The 23362-nt window shown below is 67.2% G+C and carries 21 protein-coding genes, 1 tRNA gene and 1 other RNA gene; 12 read left to right on the forward strand and 11 right to left on the reverse strand.

Features of this window, described 5'->3' with window-relative positions:
• Positions 1 to 40 precede the first annotated feature (40 nt).
• A complete protein-coding gene (locus tag MRBLWO13_RS13760) occupies positions 41 to 1264 on the reverse strand; it encodes an alpha/beta fold hydrolase (protein ID WP_341978405.1) in 1224 nt (407 codons plus the stop codon).
• A 70-nt stretch (positions 1265 to 1334) separates the two neighbouring features.
• Complete coding sequence (locus tag MRBLWO13_RS13765; protein WP_341974558.1) at positions 1335 to 3338, reverse strand: DUF262 domain-containing protein; 2004 nt, start codon at positions 3336 to 3338, stop codon at positions 1335 to 1337.
• A 175-nt stretch (positions 3339 to 3513) separates the two neighbouring features.
• On the opposite strand from MRBLWO13_RS13765, the gene MRBLWO13_RS13770 reads away from it, so the two are divergent.
• Positions 3514 to 4287 carry a hypothetical protein gene (locus tag MRBLWO13_RS13770; RefSeq protein ID WP_341974559.1) on the forward strand — a complete coding sequence of 258 codons (774 nt, stop codon included), beginning with the start codon at positions 3514 to 3516 and terminating at the stop codon, positions 4285 to 4287.
• A gap of 171 nt (positions 4288 to 4458) precedes the next feature.
• The gene (locus MRBLWO13_RS13775; protein WP_341974560.1) at positions 4459 to 4962 is read left to right on the forward strand and encodes a DUF3145 domain-containing protein; all 504 of its coding nucleotides are present in this window, start codon (positions 4459 to 4461) and stop codon (positions 4960 to 4962) included.
• A 153-nt stretch (positions 4963 to 5115) separates the two neighbouring features.
• On the opposite strand, the gene MRBLWO13_RS13780 is transcribed toward MRBLWO13_RS13775, so the two are convergent.
• Positions 5116 to 6519, reverse strand: coding sequence for a PLP-dependent aminotransferase family protein (locus MRBLWO13_RS13780; protein ID WP_341974561.1), 1404 nt, complete (start codon positions 6517 to 6519; stop codon positions 5116 to 5118).
• 95 nt (positions 6520 to 6614) lie between these two features.
• On the opposite strand from MRBLWO13_RS13780, the gene MRBLWO13_RS13785 reads away from it, so the two are divergent.
• Complete coding sequence (locus MRBLWO13_RS13785; protein WP_341974563.1) at positions 6615 to 7280, forward strand: hypothetical protein; 666 nt, start codon at positions 6615 to 6617, stop codon at positions 7278 to 7280.
• Between the two features lie 69 nt (positions 7281 to 7349).
• On the opposite strand, the gene MRBLWO13_RS13790 is transcribed toward MRBLWO13_RS13785, so the two are convergent.
• From MRBLWO13_RS13790 to aceE, 6 genes are all read right to left on the reverse strand, one after another.
• Positions 7350 to 8588 carry a beta-ketoacyl-ACP synthase II gene (locus MRBLWO13_RS13790; protein ID WP_341974564.1) on the reverse strand — a complete coding sequence of 413 codons (1239 nt, stop codon included), beginning with the start codon at positions 8586 to 8588 and terminating at the stop codon, positions 7350 to 7352.
• A gap of 97 nt (positions 8589 to 8685) precedes the next feature.
• Positions 8686 to 8934: an acyl carrier protein gene (locus tag MRBLWO13_RS13795; protein WP_102192880.1), complete on the reverse strand. Its 249-nt coding sequence runs from the start codon at positions 8932 to 8934 to the stop codon at positions 8686 to 8688.
• 67 nt (positions 8935 to 9001) lie between these two features.
• Entirely contained in the window at positions 9002 to 10003 is a 1002-nt protein-coding gene (locus MRBLWO13_RS13800; RefSeq protein WP_341974566.1) for a beta-ketoacyl-ACP synthase III, read from the reverse strand.
• On the reverse strand, positions 10000 to 10920 hold the full coding sequence (locus MRBLWO13_RS13805; RefSeq protein WP_341974567.1) for an ACP S-malonyltransferase: 921 nt from the start codon (positions 10918 to 10920) through the stop codon (positions 10000 to 10002). The genes MRBLWO13_RS13800 and MRBLWO13_RS13805 overlap by 4 nt, the downstream gene beginning before the upstream one ends.
• A 94-nt stretch (positions 10921 to 11014) precedes the next feature.
• Positions 11015 to 12217, reverse strand: a complete 1203-nt coding sequence (locus tag MRBLWO13_RS13810; RefSeq protein ID WP_341978407.1) for a helix-turn-helix domain-containing protein — start codon at positions 12215 to 12217, stop codon at positions 11015 to 11017.
• Positions 12218 to 12248: 31 nt separating this feature from the next.
• Positions 12249 to 14975 (reverse strand): pyruvate dehydrogenase (acetyl-transferring), homodimeric type, encoded by a 2727-nt coding sequence (gene aceE / locus MRBLWO13_RS13815; protein ID WP_341974568.1) that lies wholly within the window; start codon positions 14973 to 14975, stop codon positions 12249 to 12251.
• 153 nt (positions 14976 to 15128) lie between these two features.
• Here aceE and MRBLWO13_RS13820 point away from each other — a divergent pair.
• The 3 genes from MRBLWO13_RS13820 (at position 15129) to MRBLWO13_RS13830 (ending at position 16751) form a co-directional block, all read left to right on the forward strand.
• Positions 15129 to 15204: transfer RNA gene (locus MRBLWO13_RS13820), tRNA-Val, on the forward strand.
• Positions 15205 to 15277: 73 nt separating this feature from the next.
• A complete protein-coding gene (locus MRBLWO13_RS13825; protein ID WP_341974569.1) occupies positions 15278 to 15844 on the forward strand; it encodes a hypothetical protein in 567 nt (188 codons plus the stop codon).
• 19 nt (positions 15845 to 15863) lie between these two features.
• On the forward strand, positions 15864 to 16751 hold the full coding sequence (locus tag MRBLWO13_RS13830) for a TIGR01777 family oxidoreductase (RefSeq protein WP_341974570.1): 888 nt from the start codon (positions 15864 to 15866) through the stop codon (positions 16749 to 16751).
• 17 nt (positions 16752 to 16768) lie between these two features.
• On the opposite strand, the gene MRBLWO13_RS13835 is transcribed toward MRBLWO13_RS13830, so the two are convergent.
• On the reverse strand, positions 16769 to 17620 hold the full coding sequence (locus tag MRBLWO13_RS13835) for an aldo/keto reductase (RefSeq protein WP_341974571.1): 852 nt from the start codon (positions 17618 to 17620) through the stop codon (positions 16769 to 16771).
• A 43-nt stretch (positions 17621 to 17663) separates the two neighbouring features.
• Between MRBLWO13_RS13835 and MRBLWO13_RS13840 the strand changes: the two genes are divergently transcribed.
• The 4 genes from MRBLWO13_RS13840 to rnpB all read left to right on the forward strand — a co-directional run bounded on the left by MRBLWO13_RS13840 (position 17664) and on the right by rnpB (position 20926).
• Complete coding sequence (locus MRBLWO13_RS13840; protein WP_341974572.1) at positions 17664 to 18086, forward strand: YchJ family protein; 423 nt, start codon at positions 17664 to 17666, stop codon at positions 18084 to 18086.
• On the forward strand, positions 18083 to 18814 hold the full coding sequence (locus tag MRBLWO13_RS13845) for a C4-type zinc ribbon domain-containing protein (RefSeq protein ID WP_341974573.1): 732 nt from the start codon (positions 18083 to 18085) through the stop codon (positions 18812 to 18814). The genes MRBLWO13_RS13840 and MRBLWO13_RS13845 overlap by 4 nt, the downstream gene beginning before the upstream one ends.
• Positions 18815 to 18884: 70 nt before the next feature.
• Positions 18885 to 20540 carry a bifunctional 3'-5' exonuclease/DNA polymerase gene (locus tag MRBLWO13_RS13850; RefSeq protein ID WP_341974574.1) on the forward strand — a complete coding sequence of 552 codons (1656 nt, stop codon included), beginning with the start codon at positions 18885 to 18887 and terminating at the stop codon, positions 20538 to 20540.
• Between the two features lie 14 nt (positions 20541 to 20554).
• Positions 20555 to 20926: RNase P RNA component class A (gene rnpB, locus MRBLWO13_RS13855), an RNA gene on the forward strand.
• A gap of 63 nt (positions 20927 to 20989) precedes the next feature.
• Here rnpB and MRBLWO13_RS13860 read toward each other — a convergent pair.
• Positions 20990 to 21736, reverse strand: a complete 747-nt coding sequence (locus MRBLWO13_RS13860) for an ROK family protein (RefSeq protein WP_341974575.1) — start codon at positions 21734 to 21736, stop codon at positions 20990 to 20992.
• A gap of 68 nt (positions 21737 to 21804) precedes the next feature.
• Between MRBLWO13_RS13860 and MRBLWO13_RS13865 the strand changes: the two genes are divergently transcribed.
• Both MRBLWO13_RS13865 and glnA read left to right on the forward strand, forming a co-directional pair.
• Positions 21805 to 22020 (forward strand): SPOR domain-containing protein, encoded by a 216-nt coding sequence (locus MRBLWO13_RS13865; RefSeq protein WP_341974578.1) that lies wholly within the window; start codon positions 21805 to 21807, stop codon positions 22018 to 22020.
• A gap of 2 nt (positions 22021 to 22022) precedes the next feature.
• Positions 22023 to 23360: a type I glutamate--ammonia ligase gene (gene glnA / locus MRBLWO13_RS13870; protein ID WP_341974580.1), complete on the forward strand. Its 1338-nt coding sequence runs from the start codon at positions 22023 to 22025 to the stop codon at positions 23358 to 23360.
• Positions 23361 to 23362: the final 2 nt, after the last annotated feature.

The following is a 23362-nucleotide window of genomic DNA, read 5'->3' on the forward strand; positions in this document are numbered from 1 at the left end:
CGCTCGCACCGTCGTGGCATCCCCCGTACGGGGGATCTGCTCACCGGATGCGCCGGTCCTGCACGAGGTCGATGAGGCGCGAGAGCACCGGGCCGGAACGCAGACCGTTGTGCTCGTGCTCGCTGGTGACCCACAGCTGCACGCCGGGCAGCAGCCGCGCCGTCTCCAGCGAGTACTCCATCGGCACGTAGACGTCGTTCACATAGACGGCAGCGGCGCCGGTGGCATCGGATGCCGCGATCGCCGTGGCGTCGTACACGCGCGGCCACTCGAACTCGGCGAGCTCCAGGGCGACGTCACGCCACGGCTGGAAGGCCGGCACGGTCTCGGTCCATTCGCGGCGGATGTGCTCGCCGGTGAACAGCGTCGGGTCGGCGGCGAAGTCGCTCGGCTCGGTGCGCTCGGCCGACCAGCGAGTGGCGTGACCGTCGGCATAGCTGGATTCGTGAAACGCGAAATACAGCGGATTGCGGCCGGTGTACGGCATCGCATGCATCAGATCGTGGCGGAACGCATTCGATCCGGGGTCGAGCTCCAGCAACGACCAGACGGTCTGCCAGCCCTCGTTCGTTCCCAGCGCCGAGCCAAGGGAACGCAGGCGTGACACCGAGACGATCTCGCCGTCCGGAAGGGTGATCCGCCCGGCATCCGCGTGGTCGACCAGGCGGCGCATCGCATCGCGGTGCTCAGGGAACCGGCGGTAGTACTGCTCGGATGCTGCGCGCATCTTGTCGTAGCAGAGCGCATAGGTGTCATCGGGATGCCGGCCGATGGCGCTGAGGCCCCCGGTGATGAAGACGTGCTCGAGGGATGCGGCGTCGGTGGAGAGGTAGGCGAGAGTCGTGAATCCGCCGAAGGACTGACCCAGCACGGTCCAAGTCGCAGCCCCCAGGTGCTGTCGCATCGCCTCGCAGTCGCGCACGATCGAGTCCGCGCGCAGATGAGTCAGATACTCGGCCACCGCCGCGCTGCCCTGCTCGAGGTCGGCATCGCTCACGGGGGTCGAGCGTCCGGTACCGCGCTGATCCAGCAGGACCACGCGGTAGTGGGCCAGAGCCTCGTCGAGCCACGCCGGCGACGTGGAGGAATGGAAGGGTCGCGGAGCCTCGAATCCGGGCCCGCCCTGGAGGAACACCAGATACGGGAGGGCCTCTCCGCCGTCGCGCGACACCACAGAGGCGAAGACGTCGATCGTGCGGCTGTCGGCCGGATCCGACCAGACCAGAGGGACGGTGAGCGTGTGCTCTTCGATGGTCAGGTCCATAATGCGACGGGCAACGGTGCTCACACTTCGAGCATATCGTCGGCCGAGCGCGCGCATTCGTCCGAGGAACCTACATCACGTCGGCGATGTAGGAGTACTTGACGAAGACCTCGGGCGCGAGTCCGGACTCCTCGAGCACTCCCTGCACCGCGCTCATCATGTAGTTGGAGTCCCAGCCCATGTAGAGGAAATGCGACTCGTCGAGCTCATCCCACTGTCCCTTCCATGCCATCGCGTCGTAGATCGGCCCGCCGTGGCGAGCGCAGTACGCCACCGCCGCTTCTCTGGTGTCGGTCCAGGCTCTGCGGAGCACCCGGTTGAAGAGGTGCTTGACGTCGAAGACCTCCCAGCGTTCGCCGCGGTACTCCACGTAATCGAACTCCCGGTCCCATCCGGCGGGCCATCCACGCCTGCGGACGGCATCGAGAATCGGGGTCAGGCCGTCGTCGTCGATCTCGGGGAGTTCCGGGCGCGCCCAGATCTGCAAGAGCTCTGCAGTGAGCTGCACGGTACGCCCCGTGATCGCCGCAGTGCCCCAGGAAGCGACCTCTCCGAGTTCTCGGGTCGCGGGCACCGAACTGCGCGCATAGGCCTCGGCCCGCTTGACGGAGTACGACGCTCCGAACACCCTCTGTGCGAGCGGCTGCTCGAGAAGCGTGAGGTTTCCGAGAGTCGGTGCGAGCGCGCGATGGCTGTTCTGCTCGTCGTCGGTGAACTCGCTCCACGGTCGGACGCCGTCACCGGACCAGGCATCGCCCGGCGCCGCCGGCGCGATGTGCTCGACGTCGTAATCCGCGGGATCGTCGACGCCTTCGAGTCGGCCCAGCACGTATGCGGCGTACGGGAGCTCGCTGTACTTCAGCACGGCGCTCACTCGCTCGTCCGAGGGGGTGATCCGGGAGAAGGCGCGCATCAGCGACTCGCGGCCCTCGATGCGCGCGCGGCACAGCCGGGCTATGAGACGCTCGTTCGGCAGGTTCACCAGGGTCCGTCGCAGGTAGAGCGCCTGAATCCACTCCAGCGTCTGGATCAGCTCGTCGCGACCGACGACTCCGCGGACATAGTCGCTGTAGACGTTCATCACCAGCGGGTACCCGGCGCGGCCGAACGTGTTCACGTACCGAAGCTGCCGGGCGAGTTCGGGATCCTGCTCCAGCGAAGGATCCAGCAGGATGCCGTAGATCTCCGCGTAGTGCCGCCAGATCTCGGCATCCGCCTGGAGGTGCTCGAGGTCGACACGAGGGAACGACTGCCGGAACGCGCTGTACACGCCGTGCTCGCCGCTCGCTGCGACTTCGCGTCCGGTGGTCATGACCAAGTAGTGCCGCCAGAACGCACCGATCGCCTGACCGGTGTGCTGCTCGATCGGCAACCAGAAGCGTTCCTCGACGTCGAGCTGCTCGGCGTGCGTGAGACCCATCAGGATGTAGTTGTGGATGAGTTCGTGATCCCGGAGTGGCTCACCCGTGGAGTTCAGGCTCTCGAAGATCTGCTGAGCGTTCGCCGCGGTTCCGAGAGTAATCGAGACGTGCTCGAGCTTCTGCAGCCCACGCCAGATCTGCGGCACGTCTTCGACGTGCACCTGACTGCGGAAGAAGGCGTAGTTGTCGTCGAAGCGCGACTCGCGATCGGTGTCGCCCCGGCGGTCCAGTACCACCGACTCGTACAGCTCGGCCCAGGCATCGTGCGGACGCAGTTTGGTGCGTGTGGGGTCGTCCTGTCGGACCAGCACGCGCTCGAGCTCGGCGGCCAGCGCCGGATCGGAGCCCTTGATCGAGTGGTGGAGGGCCGCGACCAGAAGCATCACGGTGGTGATGCGCTGCTGGCCGTCGATGAGGATCAGGTCGGTCGCGGCATCCGCCGGGCTCTCGGCAGAGAGGATGGAGCCGATGAAATGCCGATGCGCGTCGTCTTCGCCTGCCACTGCACGGATGTCGGTGAGCAGCTGCTCGCAACCGCCGATGTCCCATCGGTACTGCCTCTGATACACCGGCACGACGATCGTCGTGGAGCCCGCTGCGAGCCATTCGATCGTGTTGACTGCTGTCGCCTCGACGTTGGTCGCAGTGCTCATGCTGGTGTCTCGTCCTCCCGTAGTGCCGGGCGCCGAGGACTCGCCTGGTGCCCCGATCAGTCTATTCGCTTGTGCACGGCGACCTCCGGGGAACGCGCGGACTTCGCTGTTAGGCTTGCCTTATCAGGGCCTGTTAAAACGTGCTGGCCCCCGATGAAAGGACATGATTCAGATCATGGGTTACATCAAATCCGCTGCCCTCGAAGAAAAGGGCTTCGTCGTACTCGACAGCTACAACCAGGACCTCGACCCCAAAGAGTGGCTGGACATCGAGTACAACGACTGGAAGTCATCTGGCGATACGCGGTTCGCGCCGCTCGCCAGCGCCTTCGGCGACATCGAGTGCAACGGCTTCTGGAACCACAAGCCGCCGCGCACCGACAAGGACGGCGTCTGGATCGACTCGCAGGTCGCCAAGGCCCCGAACCTGGCACGTCGCGCACAGGAGCCAGGCGCGAACGTCGGCCGTTGCCGGGTCATCGAACTGCAGCCGACTCCCTACGGTGAGTGCCTCTACAACCTGCACCAGGACGACAACAACCGCCTGAACCCGGACGGCACCGGCTGGGTCGTGCGCGGTTTCTTCAACCTCACCGATGACAAGGACAGCTTCTTCGTCCTGCGTGAGAACCGCACCGATCCGAGCATCGAGTACCGCATCGCTCTCCCGGCCGGCGCGCAGCTGATCATCGACACGCAGCGCCTCTGGCACGCGGCGACCCACGTCGGCACCGAGCCGCGTTACAACCTGATCACCTCGTGGACGTCCGGCCCCGAGCTCGACGCCTACATCGAGAAGTACAAGGGCACCGACGACGTTCCCAATGTCGAGGTTCCGCAGGAGGTTCTCGAGGCCGGTTACATCGAGCAGGCACGCAAGGATGCCGCCCGCGCCGCCTACTACGCGGCGAAGGGCCAGCAGGTGAAGCTCGCGATGAGCGAGGCCTGACCCTCGTTCTGCACTCGGAAGCCCCGGTCGCGAGACCGGGGCTTCCGTCGTATGAATCACATGCTTGTGATTTCCGCCCGACTGGGCGAGAATGGGCGCATAACCGCATATTCTCGCCACTTCGTTGGCTCAGGTCGTTGGGGAAGACGCACCTGATGAAACGGAGAGATCATGGCGACGGCTTACGCACGCGGAGTGGTGTACATCCACTCCGCACCACGCGCGCTCTGCCCGCACCTCGAATGGGCGGTGGGTCGCGCTATTGGTCGAGCAGTGAACTTCGACTGGGCTGAGCAGCCCGTCCTCGAAGGCGCCCAGCGCGCGGAGTTCTACTGGGACGGCCCTGTCGGCACGGGCGCTGTGCTCGCGACGGCCATTCGCGGCTGGGAGCATCTGCGCTTCGAAGTCACCGAGGACCCCACCCCGCGCAGTGACGGCGGACGCTGGTTGCACACGCCAGACCTCGGCATCCACTACGCGCAGACCGATGCGGCCGGCAACATCGTCATCGGGGAAGACCGCATCCGGTACGCGATGGAGATCGCCGCCGGCAGCGCGATCGAACTCCAGCGTGAGCTCGATGTCGCCCTCGGCTCCGTGTGGGACGAAGAACTGGAGCCGTTCCGCCACGCCAGCGACGATGCACGCGTCGTCTGGCTCCACAAAGTGGGCTAGTCCCGCGACAGCGATGGACTGGCCCCAAGACTCGGAGCGGGGGAGGCGTGAGTATCGGATGCCGGTGAATCATCCCGGACGCTGAGAAATCGTATCCCCACTCCGCATGATGAGGACCCCGCCCCAGAGGGGGCGGGGTCCTCATCATCGTCATCAGATCACTGCCGTGCGGGGCAGTTCCCCGATCGCCGTCGCATCGCTCTGAGAGATGTGATCCCAGGCGAGGTGAAGCCGCTCCATGGCTTCTGCAGCCTGCTTCGGGGGAAACGAGATCGGGATCCTCACCTTGCGCTCGAGGACACCGCCTGTTGCGAAGCGAGGGCCGGGCGGCAGGATCAGCTGGCGATCGCGGGCTGCGAGAGACAACGCCGTCGACACAGGCGCCCCGAGGTCCACCCACGCCGAGAGTCCACCCGGTGTGCGTGGCATCCGGATCCCGTCGAAACCCTCCAGAGCATCAGCCACAGCGGCTCGCCCTGCGCTCAGCCGCGCGCGGACATGTGCCCTCAGCGACGGCAGGTCGGTCAGCAGCTCTGCCGCGATGCACTGCTCCAGCAACGCGGTGCCGAGGTCGTAGGAGGAGCGCACGGCCAGGAGGCGGGCGACGAGGCGTCGATCTGCGCGGATCCAGCCGATGCGCATACCGCCCCACGCCAGCTTCGACATCGATCCGATCGTGATGATGTCGGGGCTGAACGAGGCCATCGGCTTCGGGGACCAACCCCGATCGATGTCGAGTTCCGCTGTCGTCTCGTCGACGATCAGGAGCGTTCCCGCGCTGCGTGCGGTCGTCGCGATGACCTCTCTCGCAGCATCCGTCATCGTGGCCCCAGTGGGGTTGTGGAAGTCGGGGATCAGGTACGCCGCCTGAGGCCTGGCGCTGAGGAGGATGTCCGTGACGTGCCCCGCGTCCCACCCATCGACCTCCACGGGTGTGGCCTGCATGCGATATCCGTGGCGACGGAGGGCCTCGATCGCGTGGGGGAACGTCGGCTGTTCGATGAGCGCACGGTCGCCGCGCCGCCCGATCGTCGTCAGTACGAGGTTGAGAGCGTGCATGGCGCCGGCCGTGATGACGATCTCGTCCGTTGAGGTGGGCGCGCCGCGTTCCGTGAAGCGCCGTGCCACGGCCTCGCGCAGTTCGGGTAGCCCCTGCAGGAGATATCCGCTCGATCCCCGGAGCGCCGCCAGTTGAGGCAGGGAGCGGACGGTCGCATCGTAGAGACCCGGAGTCGAATCCATCGAGGCGATGGACATGTCGATCGCCTCGTCGCCGACGGCCGGGCCCGGTGAGAGATGGCTGCCAGGAAGGGTGACCCGCGTGCCACCGCCATGAACGCGGTCCACGTAGCGTTCGACGTCGAGCGTGTCGTACGCGCGGGTGATCGTGGATCGAGATCGGCGCAGTTCCAGGGCGAGAGCGCGCTCACTGGGCAGGCGTTCTCCCACGGTCAGGCGCCCGTCGAGGATCAGCGCGCGGATCTGATCCGACAGACGCGACGCGCTGGACCCTGCCACGTGCTGCGCACCCAGCAGTTCGACCAATCGTGATCCCATGCCTACAGTCTGCCGGAAAGTGGCACGAGATGATCAGACCACTTTGCATCGAGTGGTCCGGGAATCGTCACCCCCAAGAGCGGCACGATAGGAGAATGCTCTTGCGTACCGTCTTCCTTCCTGTCGTCGCCAGCAGCCGGCGCGACCTCGTCGAGAGGATCCTCCAGCTCCTGGTAGGACTCTTCCTCTATGGAGTCGCGCTCGGACTGATGCTCCGCGGTGGCATCGGCGTCGCGCCGTGGGACGTGCTCTCCTTGGGCATCTCCGGTCAGACCGGACTCGGGTACGGACTCATCACGAATCTCGTCGCCGTCGCAGTTCTTCTGCTGTGGATCCCGCTGCGCCAACGCCTCGGTCTGGGAACGGTGCTCAACGCCCTTCTCGTCGGCCCGAGCGCCGATCTCACGCTGTGGCTGCTCCCGCCGGTGCCCTCGGTGTGGGTCGGGGCGCCGCTCTTCGTTCTCGGACTCGTGCTGCTCGCGTTCGCCACCGGGCTCTACATCGCCGCGAGCTTCGGTCCCGGCCCGCGTGACGGGTTGATGACCGGACTCGTCCGGGTCACCGGGTGGAAGGTGTGGATCGTGCGCACGTTTATCGAAGGCAGCGTCCTCCTCGTCGGCTTCCTGCTGGGCGGCCCCGTGGGCGTCGGCACGGTGCTCTTCGCCCTGGGCGTCGGGCCGCTCATCGGATGGTTCCTGCCGAGGATCACCCGGCTCGGCGAGCAACGATCGCGTCGGCTCGTTCCCGCTGATTCGTACTGAGACCGACGACGGCAAGAACGACGAAGGCCCCGGGAGCGATTCCCGGGGCCTTCGTCGTATGCACGTCGGTCAGTCGGCGCTCGCGAACGCGACGACGGCGTTGTGGCCGCCGAAGCCGAACGAGTTGCTGATGGCGAGCTGCGGGCCGTCGCCCAGAGGCTGCGCTTCTCCGGACAGACGGAACGGAACGGCAGGGTCCTGTTCGGTCATGTTGATCGTCGGCGGTGCGACACGATCGCGAAGAGCGAGGATCGTGAAGATGGCCTCCAGCGCGCCTGTTCCGCCGAGGAGGTGGCCGGTGGAGGCCTTGGTCGCCGAGACCGGGATCTCGTCGATCCGGTCGCCGAACACGCGCTTCAGCGCGACGTACTCGTTCGGGTCACCGACGGGCGTCGAGGTCGCGTGGGCGTTGATGTGAGTCACCTGGTCGGCGCTGGCTCCGGCCTCTTCCAGAGCCTGCGTGACGGCGCGCGCCGCGCCCCAGCCCTCGGGGTCGTTGCCGGTGATGTGGTACGAATCGGCCGTGATGCCGCCGCCGACGAGGTAGGCGTAGATCTTCGCGCCGCGCGCCTTGGCGTGCTCTTCGGTCTCGAGGATCAGCACGGCGGCGCCTTCGCCCATGACGAAGCCGTCACGGTCGATCGCACCGGGGCGCGAGGCGGTCGCGGGGTCATCATTGCGGCGCGAGAGGGCCTGCGCCGAAGCGAAGGACGCCATCGTGATCGGGTGGATCGCCGACTCGGCGCCACCGGCGATCACGACGTCCGCGAGACCGTCCTGAAGATGGTGGAAAGCATGGATGAGCGACTCGGTGCTGGAGGCGCAGGCGCTGACCACGGTCTGCGCGTACGCGCGGGCATGGAACTGCAGCGACAGGTTGCCGGCTGCGGCGTTCGCCATCAGCATCGGGACCGTCAGCGGCATCACGCGTCGGGGGCCCTTCTCCCTGAGCGTGTCCCAGGCGTCCAGCAGCGTCCACAGTCCGCCGATGCCGGTGGCGAAGTCGACGCCGAGACGCTCTGGCGCGACTTCGGGGGATCCGGCGTCTTCCCACGCCTCGCGGGCGGCGATCAGCGCGAACTGGGAAGACGGGTCCAGGCGCTTGGCCTCGTGGCGGGGGAGGATCTCCTCCGGACGCACCATCGCCTCGGCCGCGAAGGTGACCGGAAGCTCATACTTCTGCACCCAGTCGTGCTCGAGGGTGCGGGTGCCGGACATCCCGGCGAGCAGGTTGGTCCAGTTCTCCGGTGCCGTACCGCCGATGGCGGAGGTGGCGCCGATGCCGGTGACGACGATGCGCTTGGTCATGGGGGTGTGGTTCCTTGTCGAACGGGTGTCGAGCGGATGTCGAGGGGAGGCAGGAAGGATGCCACCCCGCGCAGGGCGGAGGTGGCATCCTGCAGTATTACTCCTGGCCCGCGACGATGAAGTTCACAGCATCGCCGACGGTCTTGAGGTTCTTGACCTCGTCGTCGGGGATGGTGACGCCGAACTTCTCCTCGGCATTGACGACGATCGTCATCATCGAGATCGAGTCGATGTCGAGGTCGTCGGTGAACGACTTCTCGAGTGCGACCTCGTCTGCGGAGATGCCGGTCTCGTCGGTGATGAGCTCTGCGAGGCCAGCGAGGACCTCATCGTTGGTGAAAGCCATGTGGTCTTCCTCTTTCTTGCGGGTTGTATTCGGAACCGTGGAACAGTCTAGAGAAGGTCGGGCGTTCTCAGGGGAGGACGACGACCTGTGCGGCGAACACGAGTCCGGCGCCGAAGCCGATCTGCAGCGCCAACCCGCCGGACAGCTCGGGGTGCTCGGCCATCAGGCGGTGGCTCGCCAACGGGATGGAGGCCGCCGAGGTGTTGCCCGTCGTCTCGATGTCGCGCGCGATGACCGTGGTCTCCGGCAGCTTCAGCTGCTTGGCGAACTCGTCGATGATGCGCAGGTTGGCCTGATGCGGGATGAAGGCTGCAAGGTCGGATGCCTCGATCCCTGCCTTCTCCAGCGCCTGGCGGGCGACCTTCGCCATCTCCCACACCGCCCAGCGGAACACCGTTGGTCCTTCTTGACGCAGGGTGGGCCATGGCGCGACGCCGTCGCGGAAGTCCGTGAGGGTGTGGTTCATGCCGACGGCATCCGCCTTGGAGCCGTCGGACCCCCATACGGCCGGGGCGATTCCCGGTGTGTCGCTGGGGCCGATGAGGGCGGCGCCGGCGCCGTCGCCGAGGAGGAACGAAATGCTGCGATCGGTCGGGTCAACCACGTCGGACAGCTTCTCGGTGCCGATGACCAGGGCATAGCGAGCGGCCCCGGCCCGGATGAGCGCGTCGGCCTGCGTCACTGCGTAGGCGTAACCGGCGCACGCGGCGTTGATGTCATAGGCGGCCGCCGGGTTCGATCCGACGCGATCGGCGACGATGGCGGACACCGAGGGAGTCTGCTTGGGGTTGCTGATGGTGGCGACGATCACCAGGTCGATCTGGTCGGCGGGAACTCCGGCCTTCTCGATCGCCTCCGTCGCAGCGGCGGTCGCGAGATCGATCGCATCGGTCTCCTTGACCGCACGGGTGCGCGTGATGATGCCGGTGCGCTGCTGGATCCACTCGTCGCTGGAATCGATCGGGCCGACGAGGTCGTCGTTCGGCACGGCGATCTCGCCGCGAGCCGCGCCGAAGGAGTAGATCCGCGTGAACGCGGGACCCGTGATCTGAGTCAGCGTCGGGCTCATGCGGCTTCTCCATTCAGCAGCGCGACGGCCGCATCGAGGTCTTCGGGGGTCTTCACGGCGACCGTCGGCACACCGCGCAGGCCGCGCTTGGCGAGGCCCGTCAGGGCGCCGGCGGGCGCGAGTTCGATGAGTCCGGTGATGCCCTGCTCGGCGAACGACGCCATGCACAGATCCCAGCGCACCGGCGAGGAGACCTGATCGACGAGGTAGTCGAGAGCCTGGACGCCGCTGTTGACCACGGAACCGTCACGATTCGTCCAGAGAGTGATCTGGGGATCGGCGGGCGTGACCGTGTCGACGGCATCGCGGAGGGCGGCGACGGCCGATGCCATGTACGCGGTGTGGAACGCCCCGGCGACCTGCAGCGCAATGACGCGGGTTCCCTTAACCGGCTCCGCGGCGAGAGCGGCGAGCGCGGGGAGGGCGCCGGCGACGACCAGCTGGCCACCGCCGTTGTAGTTCGCGGGGGAGAGGTCCAGTTCGGCGAGTCGTTCCAGCACAGCCTGCTCGTCGCCACCGAGGACGGCGCTCATGCCGGTCGGGGTCTGGGCGGCGGCATCCGCCATCGCACGGCCGCGGATGCCGACCAGACGCATTCCGGTCTCGGCGTCGAGAACCCCGCTGCCGACGAGTGCGGCGATCTCTCCGACCGAGTGGCCGGCGATGCCGTCGGCCGAGCGTCCGGCGCGGGCGGCCAGGGCGTCTGCGGCGATCAGTGATGCCGCGACGATGAGCGGCTGTGCGACGCGCGTGTCACGAATCGTGTCGGCATCCGAGACGGTGCCGTGCTCGTGCAGATCGACGCCGGCGGCTTCGGAATAGCCGGCGAGGCGCTCGGCCGCACCGTCCAACTCAAGCCACGGAGAGAGGAAACCGGGGGTCTGCGAACCCTGACCTGGGCATACGACGACAATCACACCCCCAGTCTGCCAATGATCGGGGGCGAGCGGTGGATGATCCATCACAAGATTGCGAGAAACCCTTGTGTGTGGCGCACAGTACCCGCGGGTCTCAGCGCGGGGTGCGGCGCAACCCGGGACGGCGCCGTACCTGATCGGCGGCGCCGATGGAACCGAGGATCAGCGCGGTCTGCAGGATCAACGCCTCGCGGGGCCCCGTGGCGTCCCAGCCAATGACCTCGCTGACGCGCTTGAGACGGTATCGGACCGTGTTCGGATGCACGAACAGCTCGCGGGCCGTCGCCTCGAGGGAGCGGCCGTTGTCGAGGTAGCTCCACAGGGTGGTCACGAGGTCGGTCGAATGTGCCTGCAGCGGGCGGAAGATGCGTTCGATCAAGGTCTGCTTCGCGAGAGGGTCGCCGGCGAGGGCGCGCTCGGGGAGCAGATCGTCGGCCTCGACCGGGCGCGGGGCGCTCCGCCAGGCACGGGCCACCGCGAAACCGGCGAGTGCGGCGCGAGCGCTCTGGCTGGCATCCACGAGAGCGGCGACAGCGGGGCCGAGCACGACGTAGCCAGGGCCGAACAACGGCTCCAGGCGGGCGGCGATCTCCAGGAACGCCAGCTCGTCGTCTTCTTCCTCGTTCTCGTGACCCGCGATGCGCGCGCGACCGAGCACGAGGACGAGACGGGAACCCTGCACCCCGATCAGCACGTCGACGGCGAGCTTCCTGGCGGTTCGGCGCACCTGGTCGACGTCGAACTGCGGAGGAGTCGTGCCCACGAGGACGGCGACCTCTCCGTGACCGTGCCAGCCGAGAGCGGCGATCCGGCTGGGCAGCTCCTCATCGGCTTCACCGGTGAGGATCGAGTCGACGACCAGCGCTTCGAGGCGTGCGTCCCAGAGTCCGCGGGCTTCCGCGGCGCGGGCGTACACGTCGGCGGCGGCGAAAGCGACGTCGCGTGAATACAGCAGGATCGCCTCACGGATGCTGTCGCCCCTGCCGGCGACGCGCTCCTCGGTGACTTCGACCGTCACGCGGATCAGTTGCAGCGTCTGCTGAAGGCTGACGCTGCGCAACAGCTCCCGCGGCGCCGCGGCGAAGATGTCCGCCGCGATCCAGGGGGTCGAGGTCGGGTCGTCGTACCACTGGATGAACGACGTGATGCCGGCCTGAGCCACCAGCCCGACCGCAGAGCGGCGGGCCGGTGGCATATCGGCGTACCACGGGAGGGTGTCCTCGAGCCGCTTGATCGTCACCGAGGCGATGTCGCCGGAGATCCGGCGCAGCCAGGTGAGAGTTGCGGCCTTGTCCATGGCCGTGCGGGACGAACCTGTCACCGAGAGCTCAGCTCTCGCCGCCCGCGTTGCCGCTGGTCCCGGCGTTCACGTCGTGCAGTCGATACTTCTCGATGGCCTGAGCGGCGAGCGAACGATCGACGACGCCGTCGTCGGCAAGCGACTGCAGCGTGCGCACCACGATCGACGGGCCGTCGATCTTGAAGAAGCGACGCGCTGCCGCGCGCGTGTCGGAGAAGCCGAACGTGTCGGCTCCGAGCGTCGCGTACCGCTGCGGCACCCACGGGCGGATCTGATCCTGCACGGCGTGCATGAAGTCACTGACCGCGACGACCGGTCCCTGAGCATCCCGCAGCTTCTCGGTGAGGTAGGCCGTCCGCGGCTGCTCGTTCGGGTACAGGAAGTTGTGCTCGTCGGCGGCGAGGCCGTCGCGGCGCAGCTCGGTCCACGACGTGACCGACCAGACATCTGCGACGACACCCCAGTCGTTCTTCAACAGCTCCTGGGCCTCGAGCGCCCAGGGCAGACCGACGCCGGAGGCGAACAGCTGCGCGCGGTGTCCTTCGCCGGTGCCCTCGGAGACGCGGTGGATGCCACGGACGATGCCATCGACATCGACGTTCTCCGGCTCGACCGGCTGAACGATCGGCTCGTTGTACAGAGTGATGTAGTACATCACGTTCGGGTCGGGGTGGTTCCCGCCGTACATGCGCTCGAGTCCGGTACGCACGATGTGCGCGATCTCGTAGCCGTATGCCGGGTCGTAGGAGACCGTGGCGGGGTTCGTCGAGGCGAGCAGGTGTGAGTGCCCGTCCGCGTGCTGCAGCCCCTCACCGGTGAGCGTCGTGCGACCGGCTGTGGCGCCCATGATGAATCCGCGGGCCATCTGGTCGGCAGCAGCCCACTGGGCGTCTCCGGTGCGCTGGAAGCCGAACATCGAGTAGAAGATGTAGATCGGGATCAGCGGCTCGCCGTGCGTGGCGTACGACGTTCCGGTCGCGGTGAAGGCGGCGAGAGCGCCCGCTTCGTTGATGCCGACGTGGATGATCTGGCCCTGCGGGCTCTCCTTGTAGGCGAGGAGCAGCTCACGGTCGACCGACGTGTAGTGCTGGCCGTTCGGGTTGTAGATCTTCGCCGTCGGGAAGTACGCGTCCATGCCGAAGGTGCGTGCCTCGTCCGGGATGATCGGCACGATGCGGTGACCGAAGTCCTTGGACCGCAGGAGGTCCTTCAGCAGTCGGACGAACGCCATCGTCGTGGCGATCTCCTGCGAGCCGGAGCCCTTCTTGGGGAGGGCGTACGCGGAGTCATCCGGAAGCGACAGCCCGACATGCGTGGAGCGGCGCTCCGGCAGGTATCCGCCGAGGTTCTTGCGTCGTTCCAGCATGTACTGGATGGTCTCGTCCTGAGCGCCCGGGTTGTAGTACGGGGGCAGGTACGGGTTCTCCTCGAGCTGCGCATCCGTGATCGGGATGTGCATCGTGTCGCGGAACGTCTTGAGGTTGTCCAGCGTCATCTTCTTCATCTGATGGGTCGCGTTGCGGCCCTCGAAGTGCGGACCCAGGCCGTAGCCCTTGACCGTCTTCGCCAGGATGACGGTCGGCTGGCCCTTGTGCTCGACGGCGGCCTTGTACGCGGCGTACACCTTGCGGTAGTCGTGGCCACCGCGCTTGAGCTGCCAGATCTGGTCATCGGTGTAGTCCTTGACCAGGGCGGCTGCGCGCTCGTCACGGCCGAAGAAGTGCTCGCGGATGTAGGCGCCGGACTCCGTCTTGAAGGTCTGGTAGTCGCCGTCCGGAGTGACGTTCATGATGTTCAGCAGCGCACCCTCGGTGTCGCGTGCGAGCAGGTCATCCCATTCGCGGCCCCAGACCACCTTGATGACGTTCCAGCCGGCGCCGCGGAAGAACGACTCCAGCTCTTGGACGATCTTGCCGTTGCCGCGGACCGGGCCGTCGAGGCGCTGCAGGTTGCAGTTGATCACGAAGTTCAGGTTGTCCAGGCCCTCGTTCGCGGCGACCTGGAGCTGACCACGGCTCTCGACCTCGTCCATCTCGCCGTCGCCGAGGAACGCCCACACCTGAGATGCGGAGGTGTCCTTGATGCCGCGGTTCTCCAGGTACTTGTTCGACATGGCCTGGTAGATCGCGTTGATCGGGCCGAGGCCCATCGACACGGTCGGGAACTGCCAGTAGTCCGACATCTGGCGCGGGTGCGGGTAGGACGGGATGCCGAACGGCGCACGGGACTGCTCCTGACGGAAACCGTCGAGGTTGTCCTCGCTCAGCCGGCCCTCGAGGAAGGAACGGGCGTAGATCCCGGGGGAGGCGTGACCCTGGACGAAGATCTGGTCTGCGCCGCCGGGGTTGTCCGCACCGCGGAAGAAGTGGTTGAAGCCGACCTCGTAGAGCGCGGCCGACGATGCGTAGGTGGAGATGTGGCCGCCGACGCCGATGCCGGGACGCTGCGCGCGGTGCACCATGACAGCGGCGTTCCAGCGCATCCAGGCGCGGTAGCGGCGCTCGACGTCTTCATCGCCGGGGAAGTCGGGCTCGTTCTCCGAGGCGATGGTGTTGATGTAGTCCGTGGTCGGGACCATCGGCACGTTGAGGTGCAGCTCCTTCGAGCGCTTGAGAAGGCTGAGCATGATCTCGCGGCCACGTCCGTGGCCCTTCGAGTCCACCAGCTCGTCGAGCGACTGCTGCCACTCACCGGTCTCTTCCGGATCGCTGTCGAGGGGGCCCTGGGAGTACGGATCCTGGTCGTGGACGGTCACGGTGGAGCCTTTCGTCAAGCTGGCGGTTCTCGCCGGGAAACGGGAAGCGACGCGGGGGAGTCTTGTCGACTCGACACAACGCACGCCGGAATCAGCCTAGCCCTCTTCTACGACGACGCGGATCACTGTGGCATGGATAGACTGATCGGGTCAGGGCCTTTAGCTCAGCTGGTAGAGCGCCACGTTTACACCGTGGATGTCGTCGGTTCGATCCCGGCAGGGCCCACCACAGTTCCTCGTTGCACTGAGATCGCCTGCTCCGCCGGGAGTGCGGACAGAGCTGCACCTGCGAGGATCGAACGGTGACTGAAATCCCGCTCTGGCTCCGACCGACTTCCGCAGGCTGGCGTGTCGTCGTGGACGACGACCGTACGCATATGGACGTGCTGGACCCCGCCGGTGCTCGACAGGCTCGCGTGCCGATCAAACCGACGGAGACCTTCACCGGACCCTTCGCCGACAGGATGAACTCCACGACGAACAAGGCGTTCGAAGACAACGGGCCGCAGCTCACGTTCGCCCGAAGACCTGTTCCGTTCGAACTGCCCGGCAGCGGTGACACCGGAACTCTGACGCCGGGTGCGGCGGACGGGAAGCGTTCGACCAAGAGCATCGTGATCGAGCTCCGAGGCCGGCACTACGTCTTGCGCCACACCTCGAGCAGCAAGGCCGACGTGCTCCGCGACGGCTCCCTGATCGTCACGTTCTCGAAGGGACGTCAGAACGGCGTGCTTCAGTACCTTCGCACCGACCTTGTCGGACTGGATGCGACGGACGAGATCGCCCTCACCATCTTCGAGAAGCTGGGTCGCCCAGGCCGCGCCGGGGCGATATCCGACTTCTTCACTGCCCTGTCGAACCTGTCCTGACGTACCGGGAGGAAGCACCATGAAACGTCGCATTGTCATCAGCGGAGCATCCGGTCTGATCGGCTCCGCGCTCTCAGACTCGTTGCGCGCCGACGGCGCGGAAGTGACGACACTCGTGCGTCGCCCACCGCGCGATGGTTCTGAGATCCAGTGGGCGCCGGGGGAGCATCCGCTCCACGCCGATATCCTCGCCGGGGCTGACGCCGTCGTCGCGCTCGGCGGTGCCAGCGTCGGCCGGCTGCCGTGGACGCGGGCTTACCGGCGAGAACTCGTCCGCTCCCGCCTGCAGGCCACTGGCTCGCTCGCCACCGCGTTGCGCGCCCTGGGAGCCGATGCTCCGGCTTTCGTCTCCGCGTCTGCCGTGGGCTACTACGGCTCGGCGCCGAGCGCCGTTCTCGACGAGAGCTCGGCGGCCGGCGACACATTCCTCGCGAAGCTCTGCGTCCGCTGGGAGGATGAGGCACGGCGCGCGGGCGACGACGTCAGGGTCGCCCTGTTGCGCACCGCACCCGTCATCCACCCACGCGGCGTGCTCAAGCCCCTGATCACTCTCACCAGGCTCGGCATCTCCGGCCCGCTTGGGACGGGCACCCAGGTCTGGCCGTGGATCTCGCTCGATGACGAGGTGCGGGCGATCCGGCACGTCATCGACGAGCAGCTGGACGGACCGGTCAACCTAACGGGACCCACAGCAGCCACCGCGAACGACATCGGACGCGCCCTGGCCCGAAAGATGAATCGGCCGTTCTGGCTACCCGCTCCCGCGTGGGCGCTACGTTTCGGACTCGGAGCGGCCGCGGATTCCCTGCTCCTCTCCGACGCCGACGTGCGACCGGCCGCTCTGGAGAAGTCGGGCTTCCGCTTCACGCACGTGACAGCGCAGGAGGCCGTCGACGCCGCGGTCTGACGAGGGTCGACGGCCTGCTACGACTCCTCGTGCGTCGCCGGATCCCCGTTGAACAGTCGTCCGTCAGGCCTGCCCAGCGCCGTGATCGCCGCGACCTCGGCATCGTCGAGGACGACGGCTGCCGCGGCGAGGTTTGCGACCTGGTGCTCCACCGACGAAGCCTTCGGAATCGCCACCGTGCCCCGGGCGACGTGCCACGCGAGCACGGCCTGAGCAGGGCTGATGCCGTGCGCCGAGGCGATCTCCCCGATGATCGGCTCGGCGAGTACGTCTTGACCTCGCCCGATCGGACTCCATGCCTCGGTGAGGATTCCGCGTTCCCGGTGGTACGCGAGCTGCTCCTCCTGTGGGAAGTACGGATGCACCTCGATCTGATTCACAACGGGGCGGACCCCTGTCTCGTTCTCGATGCGCTCCAGGTGCTCCGGCAGGAAGTTGGACACGCCGATCTGGCGCACGGTGCCGCGTTCCTGAGCCTCCACGAGGGCCGTCCAGGCCTGCAGGTACTCGTCCTGCGCAGGATTCGGCCAGTGGATGAGATGCAGATCGGTGACGCCGACGCCGAGCCGGAAGCGGCTCTCTTCGACACTCGTGCGGGCACGCGCTACGGGGTGGTGCCGACCGGGGAGTTTCGTGGTGACGATGATCTCGCCTCGGTCCACTCCGGAATCCCTGACACCCTGACCGACGGCGCCTTCGTTCTCGTAGTTGAAGGCGGAGTCGACGAGTCGGTAACCGGCGTCGAGGGCGCCGGCCACTGCGGCCGCACCGGCTTCGCCGTTCAAGCGATATGTCCCGAGGCCGATCGCGGGGAGAGCGAAGCCGTTGTGGGCGGCAAACAGGGGGACGGTGACGGGCTGAGTGCTCACGGTGCTCCTTCGAGGCGGACTGGCTTCAGCGTACGCTGGGGCGATGGTCTCAGCAGGTGACGTTGCCCCAGATGACCGCTGCCCCTGCTTCTCGGGAGATCTCTACCGCGGATGCTGCGGTCCACTGCTGGAAGGCGCATCCGCCCCGACGGCTGTCCGCCTGATGCGCTCGCGATATACGGCCTTCGCGGTCGGCGATGCCGAGTACCTCCTGGCGACCTGGCATCCGTCCACGAGACCGCTACGCGTCGAGATCGACGACGAACTGGTCTGGCGCCGGCTCGTCGTCCTGGAAACGGTCGCGGGCGGACCGTTCGACCGGGAAGGCGTCGTCGAGTTCGAGGCGCTCTGGCGACAGGGCGACGAACGCGGCGTGATGCACGAGCGCAGCCGGTTCGTGCGGGAAGACCGTCGCTGGCTGTACGTCGACGGCGGTGTCGCGCCAGCGACTAGGTTGGAAGGGTGAACGCAGCCCCGGAACACCAGCGCATCCTGCTCGACGTCGCCGACCTCGATCGGCGCATCGCGCAGGCCGAGCGTGCGCGTACCCAGCCGACGCAGTCCGGGCGGATCAGTGAACTCGCCGCGCTCCGTCAGGAGCAGCTGCGAGACCTCACGGCCCTCACCGGAACACGCGAAGATGCACGTACCGAACTCGTCCGGCTGGAGGCCGACGTCAAGGTGGCCGAGCAGCGTCGCGCACGCGATGCGGATCGGCTCGCCGCCTCTGCGAACTCCAAGGAGGCGCAGGCTCTCGAGCATGAGCTCGCCAGCCTGGCCAAGCGGCTCAGCGACCTCGAAGACGCCGAGCTCGACGTGATGGGCCGCGTCGAGGATGCAGATGCCGCCGTCGCGGCGCAGCAGGCACTCATCGATGCGACCACCGCCGAGGGCACTGAGCTCACGGTGCAGGCAAAGGCCGACATCGCGGCGGCGACCGAGCTGATCGCCCAGCTCGGACGCGATCGCGCTGCCGTCACGGCGCCGCTCCCGGCTGACCTCCTCGCCGAGTACACGCGGCGCTCCGCGAAGACCGCCGGAGCGGGACTGCTCACTCGAGGCACCTGCGAAGGATGCCGCATGGTGCTCTCCAGCACCGATCTGAACGACATCCGCCGTGCCGCGCCCGACGCCGTGATCTCCTGCCCCGAGTGCGGCTGCATCCTGGTGCGTACCGAAGAATCCGGCCTGTGATCTTCCGCCGGGGCGCTCGACGGCGGTGACCGCCACGCCTCGACCAGCTCCAGAACGCCGGATCGCTCTCGTGGAGACCGCACCGAACGCGTTCCTGGCGATCGAGGTCGACGAGCTCGGCGTCGAGACGAGCCGTGTGCCGCTGGACGCGACCGGTCTCATCGACTGGGTGCGAGAGGTCGAGGCTGCGCAGACGCCGCGCTGGATTCTGCGCAGCGCCAGACAGATCTATCCGCGACTCCTCGAGGCCGGTGTACGCCTCGCCCGCACGCACGATCTGATGCTGTGCCACGCCATCCTCCGGGACACGGCCTCGGTGGAGCATCCGCTGCCGCCGTCCCCGGATTGGGTGCCCCGCGAACTCGTCGTCGAGGCGCCGGCGCTGTTCGACGTGGACGAGCGCTCGGCTGGCGACCCGGTCACCGAACTCCTCGACCAGTACCGTGCGCACCGTCGAGTCATCGGTGAGGCAGCCGACGGCCGGTTGACCCTCCTGTGCGCCGCGGAGTCGGCGGGCGGACTCGTCGCCGAGGAGATGCGCGCTGCGGGGCTGCCCTGGGACGTGGCCGCCCACGAGGCGATCCTCACCGAGACGCTCGGAGCCCGCCCGATCGCTGGCGGTCTGCCCAGCGGGATGGTCGCACTCGGCGAGAAGGTGCGGGCGATCCTCGACGACCAGACGCTGCATCTGGACAGTCAGCCCAAGCTGCTCAGGGCGCTGCACCGGGTGGGCGTGCACGTGGAATCGACAGGCCGGTGGGAACTGGCCGAGCATGATCACCCCGTCATCGAACCCCTGCTGGCGTACAAGAAGCTCTCGCGCCTGCTCAGCGCCAACGGTTGGTCGTGGCTGGCCGAGTGGGTGCACGACGGACGCTTTCGCCCCGTCTACATCACCGGCGGTGTCGTCACCGGCCGCTGGGCATCATCGGGTGGCGGAGCGCTCCAGGTGCCGCGGAGTCTCCGGCCGGCGGTCAGGGCTGATCCCGGATGGATCCTGGTCGTCGCGGACGTCGCCCAGCTGGAGCCGCGGATGCTGGCGGCGATGGCGCACGATGAGGCGATGGCCAGAGCGGCGCGGGGGACCGACCTGTATGCCGGTGTCGTCGAATCCGGTGCCGTCAGCACGCGCGAAGAGGCGAAGTACGCGGTGCTCGGGGCGATGTACGGTGCGACGACCGGAGACAGCGGTCGCCTCGTTCCGCGGTTGCGCAAGGTCTACCCGCGGGCGATGGGGCTCGTCGACGAGGCAGCGCGTGTCGGGGAAGACGGCGGCGTCGTGTCGACCTGGCTGGGCCGCTCGTCGCCGCGTCCGTCCGCCGAGTGGGCGACGCTGCAGTCGCGTGCCACCGCCGCGGATGCCGATGCAGCGGAGGTGAACGTGGCCCGACGGCGTGCGAGGGACTGGGGGCGGTTCACCAGGAACTTCGTCGTGCAGGGCACGGCCGCGGAGTGGTCGCTGATCTGGCTCGCCGAGCTGCGCCACCGGCTGCAGCGCCTTCCCGCTGCGCGGACGCCGGCACCGGCATCCGGGCCCTTCGCCCACGAGGCTCATCTGGCGTTCTTCCTGCACGACGAGGTGATCCTGCATGTTCCCGAGGAGTGCGCGGATGCCGCCGCCGAGGCCGTCCGTGAGGCCGCGGCCGCTGCGACCCGCCGTCTGTTCGGAGCGTTCCCGATCGATGTTCCGCTTGATCTGCGGATCGCGCGCTCGGCCGAGAAGTAGACTGGGCCTGCGAATGGGTCGACTGGACGGTCGCGTGGCGGGAAACCGCACCGAGGAACGTCCGGGCTCCACAGGGCAGGGCGGTGGGTAACACCCACCCGGAGCAATCCGCGAGAAAGTGCCACAGAGAGTAGACCGCCGGAACCTCGCTCGTCGAGGATCCGGTAAGGGTGAAAGGGTGGTGTAAGAGACCACCGGGGGCCGTGGTGACACGGCCCGCCAGGTAAACCTCGCCCGGAGCAAGGTCAGACAGAGGATGTTGACGCGGCTCGCCGAGTCCTCGGGTAGACCGCTGGAGCGGCACGGCAACGTGTCGCCGAGAGAGATGGCCGTCGAAGGGGCGAAGAACCCCGGAACAGAACCCGGCGTACAGGTCGGCCCATTCGCCTACACACGCAGAAGGCCCCGCTGGATCAGCGGGGCCTTCGTGCGTTCGGATTCGTCTGAGGTCAGTCGCCGGCCAGGGATGCCGCGCCGATGATGCCCGAGTTGTTGCGGTGGATCGCGGGAACGATCGGGGTCTTGAGCTCGAGCAGCGGGAGGAAGTCGCCGGCGTTCTTCGATACGCCGCCGCCGACGACGAACAGGTCGGGGCTGAAGAGGAACTCGATGTGCGAGTAGAACGCCTGCAGGCGCTCGGCCCATACGGCCCAGCTGAGGCCCTCGCGTTCGCGTGCCGAGGTCGCTGCCCACTTCTCCACGGAGTCGAAGGTGCCGAAATTCAGGTGCCCGAGTTCGGTGTTGGGGATCAGGACGCCGTCATAGAGGAACGCCGAGCCGATGCCGGTGCCGAGCGTCGTCATCAGGGTCAGACCGCGAACGTCCCTGGCGGCGCCATGACGAGCTTCAGCGACGCCGGCGGCGTCGGCGTCGTTCACGAAGACGATGTTGCGTCCGAGACCGTCGCGGAAGAACCGCTCGGCGTCGAAGTCCACCCATTCCTTGGAGACGTTCGCTGCCGACAGCGTCTTCCCGCGCTTGACGATCGCCGGGAAGGCGACGCCGAGAGGAAGAGTCGAGTCGTGCACGTCAAGGGTCTTGAGGACCGTCTGCACCGCCACGAGGACATCCTGCGGTGATGCGCCTTCGGGGGTGGGGACGCGCACCCTGTCGGATGCCATGGTCCCGTGGTCGAGATTGACGATTCCTGCCTTGATGCCAGTGCCGCCGATGTCGACGCCGATTGCTTGAGCCATGGCCGATAGCTTAGCGAGCGGTGGTACTCCCAGTAGGATCGATGACAGTTGATGAAGGGACTTGGACCATGTCAGACGGCGATCAGAAGTACTGGTACAACCTCAAGACCGCGCAGGTCGAGTTCGGGATGATCTCGCCGGCGGTTGACCGCGTCGGCCCGTTCGACACCGAGGCTGAGGCGGCTCGCGCACCGGAGACGCTGGAGGAGCGTTCGCGCGCCTGGGCCGAAGACGACGCAGCAGACGACGGCTGGGCTCCCGGCAAGGGCGCTGGCGGAAAGTAACCATGGACAAGCAGAGGGATTTCGTGCTCCGCACGATCGAAGAGCGCGGCGTGAAGTTCGTCCGGCTGTGGTTCACGGACGTCATCGGCACGCTCAAGTCGGTCGCCATCGCGCCGGCCGAGGTCGAAGGCGCGTTCGCGGAGGGCATTGGTTTCGACGGCTCCGCCATCGAAGGCCTGACCCGCAGCTTCGAGTCCGATCTGCTTGCGCAGCCGGATCCGACCACTTTCCAGACCCTGCCGTGGCGCGGTGAGATCGACCCGACCGCGCGGATGTTCTGCGACCTCACGACTCCCGACGGCCAGCCGGCAGTGGCCGATCCGCGTCACGTGCTCAAGCGTGCGCTGGCGAAGGCTGCGGACGCCGGTTTCACGTTCTACACGCATCCGGAGATCGAGTTCTACCTGCTCAAGTCTTCCTCGTTCGGTCCTGAGGGTCCGGTCCCCGTCGATTCCGCCGGCTACTTCGACAACGTTCCAGGCGGTACGGCGCACGACTTCCGCCGCCGCTCCGTGCGGATGCTCGAAGACCTCGGCATCTCTGTGGAATTCAGCCACCATGAGGGCGGACCGGGTCAGAACGAGATCGATCTGCGCTACGCCGACGCGCTCACGACTGCAGACAACGTGATGACCTTCCGTACCGTCATCAAGGAGGTCGCGATCGAGCAGGGCGTGTACGCGACGTTCATGCCGAAGCCGCTCGGCGGCCAGCCGGGCAGCGGTATGCACACGCACATGTCGCTGTTCGAGGGCGACCAGAACGCCTTCTACGAAGAGGGCGCGAAGTACCAGCTCTCCAAGACCGGTCGACACTTCATCGCGGGACTCCTCAAGCACGCCAATGAGATGGCTGCGGTCACGAACCAGTTCGTGAACTCGTACAAGCGTCTCTGGGGCGGAGATGAAGCGCCGAGCTTCGTCACCTGGGGGCACAACAACCGCTCGGCTCTGGTGCGCGTGCCGATGTACAAGCCGAACAAGGGCCAGTCATCCCGCGTCGAGTATCGCGGACTGGACTCCGCGGCCAACCCGTATCTCGCATACGCGCTCATGCTCGCTGCGGGCCTCAAGGGCATCGAGGAGGGCTACGAGCTGCCGCCGGAGGCCGAGAACAACGTCTGGTCGCTCAGCGAATCGGAGCGACGGGCCCTGGGTTACTCGGCGCTGCCGACCAGCCTGGACCACGCCCTGGAATTCATGGAGGGGTCGGAACTCGTCGCCGAGACGCTGGGGGAGCAGGTGTTCAACTACGTGCTGCTCAACAAGCGCAAAGAGGTCGAGGCCTACCGCAGCCAAGTGACGCCGTTCGAGCTGAAGAGCAACCTCGAGCTGCTCTGAGC

The sequence above is a fragment of the Microbacterium sp. LWO13-1.2 genome, assembly GCF_038397725.1.
Taxonomy (GTDB): domain Bacteria; phylum Actinomycetota; class Actinomycetes; order Actinomycetales; family Microbacteriaceae; genus Microbacterium.

Coding starts and splice junctions, on each gene's coding strand:
- MRBLWO13_RS13760 (WP_341978405.1), bottom strand. CDS start 1,264: ATGGACCTGACCATCGAAGAGCACACGCTCACCGTCCCTCTGGTCTGG.
- MRBLWO13_RS13765 (WP_341974558.1), bottom strand. CDS start 3,338: ATGAGCACTGCGACCAACGTCGAGGCGACAGCAGTCAACACGATCGAA.
- MRBLWO13_RS13770 (WP_341974559.1), top strand. CDS start 3,514: ATGGGTTACATCAAATCCGCTGCCCTCGAAGAAAAGGGCTTCGTCGTA.
- MRBLWO13_RS13775 (WP_341974560.1), top strand. CDS start 4,459: ATGGCGACGGCTTACGCACGCGGAGTGGTGTACATCCACTCCGCACCA.
- MRBLWO13_RS13780 (WP_341974561.1), bottom strand. CDS start 6,519: ATGGGATCACGATTGGTCGAACTGCTGGGTGCGCAGCACGTGGCAGGG.
- MRBLWO13_RS13785 (WP_341974563.1), top strand. CDS start 6,615: ATGCTCTTGCGTACCGTCTTCCTTCCTGTCGTCGCCAGCAGCCGGCGC.
- MRBLWO13_RS13790 (WP_341974564.1), bottom strand. CDS start 8,588: ATGACCAAGCGCATCGTCGTCACCGGCATCGGCGCCACCTCCGCCATC.
- MRBLWO13_RS13795 (WP_102192880.1), bottom strand. CDS start 8,934: ATGGCTTTCACCAACGATGAGGTCCTCGCTGGCCTCGCAGAGCTCATC.
- MRBLWO13_RS13800 (WP_341974566.1), bottom strand. CDS start 10,003: ATGAGCCCGACGCTGACTCAGATCACGGGTCCCGCGTTCACGCGGATC.
- MRBLWO13_RS13810 (WP_341978407.1), bottom strand. CDS start 12,217: ATGGACAAGGCCGCAACTCTCACCTGGCTGCGCCGGATCTCCGGCGAC.
- MRBLWO13_RS13830 (WP_341974570.1), top strand. CDS start 15,864: ATGAAACGTCGCATTGTCATCAGCGGAGCATCCGGTCTGATCGGCTCC.
- MRBLWO13_RS13840 (WP_341974572.1), top strand. CDS start 17,664: ATGGTCTCAGCAGGTGACGTTGCCCCAGATGACCGCTGCCCCTGCTTC.
- MRBLWO13_RS13860 (WP_341974575.1), bottom strand. CDS start 21,736: ATGGCTCAAGCAATCGGCGTCGACATCGGCGGCACTGGCATCAAGGCA.
- MRBLWO13_RS13865 (WP_341974578.1), top strand. CDS start 21,805: ATGTCAGACGGCGATCAGAAGTACTGGTACAACCTCAAGACCGCGCAG.
- glnA (WP_341974580.1), top strand. CDS start 22,023: ATGGACAAGCAGAGGGATTTCGTGCTCCGCACGATCGAAGAGCGCGGC.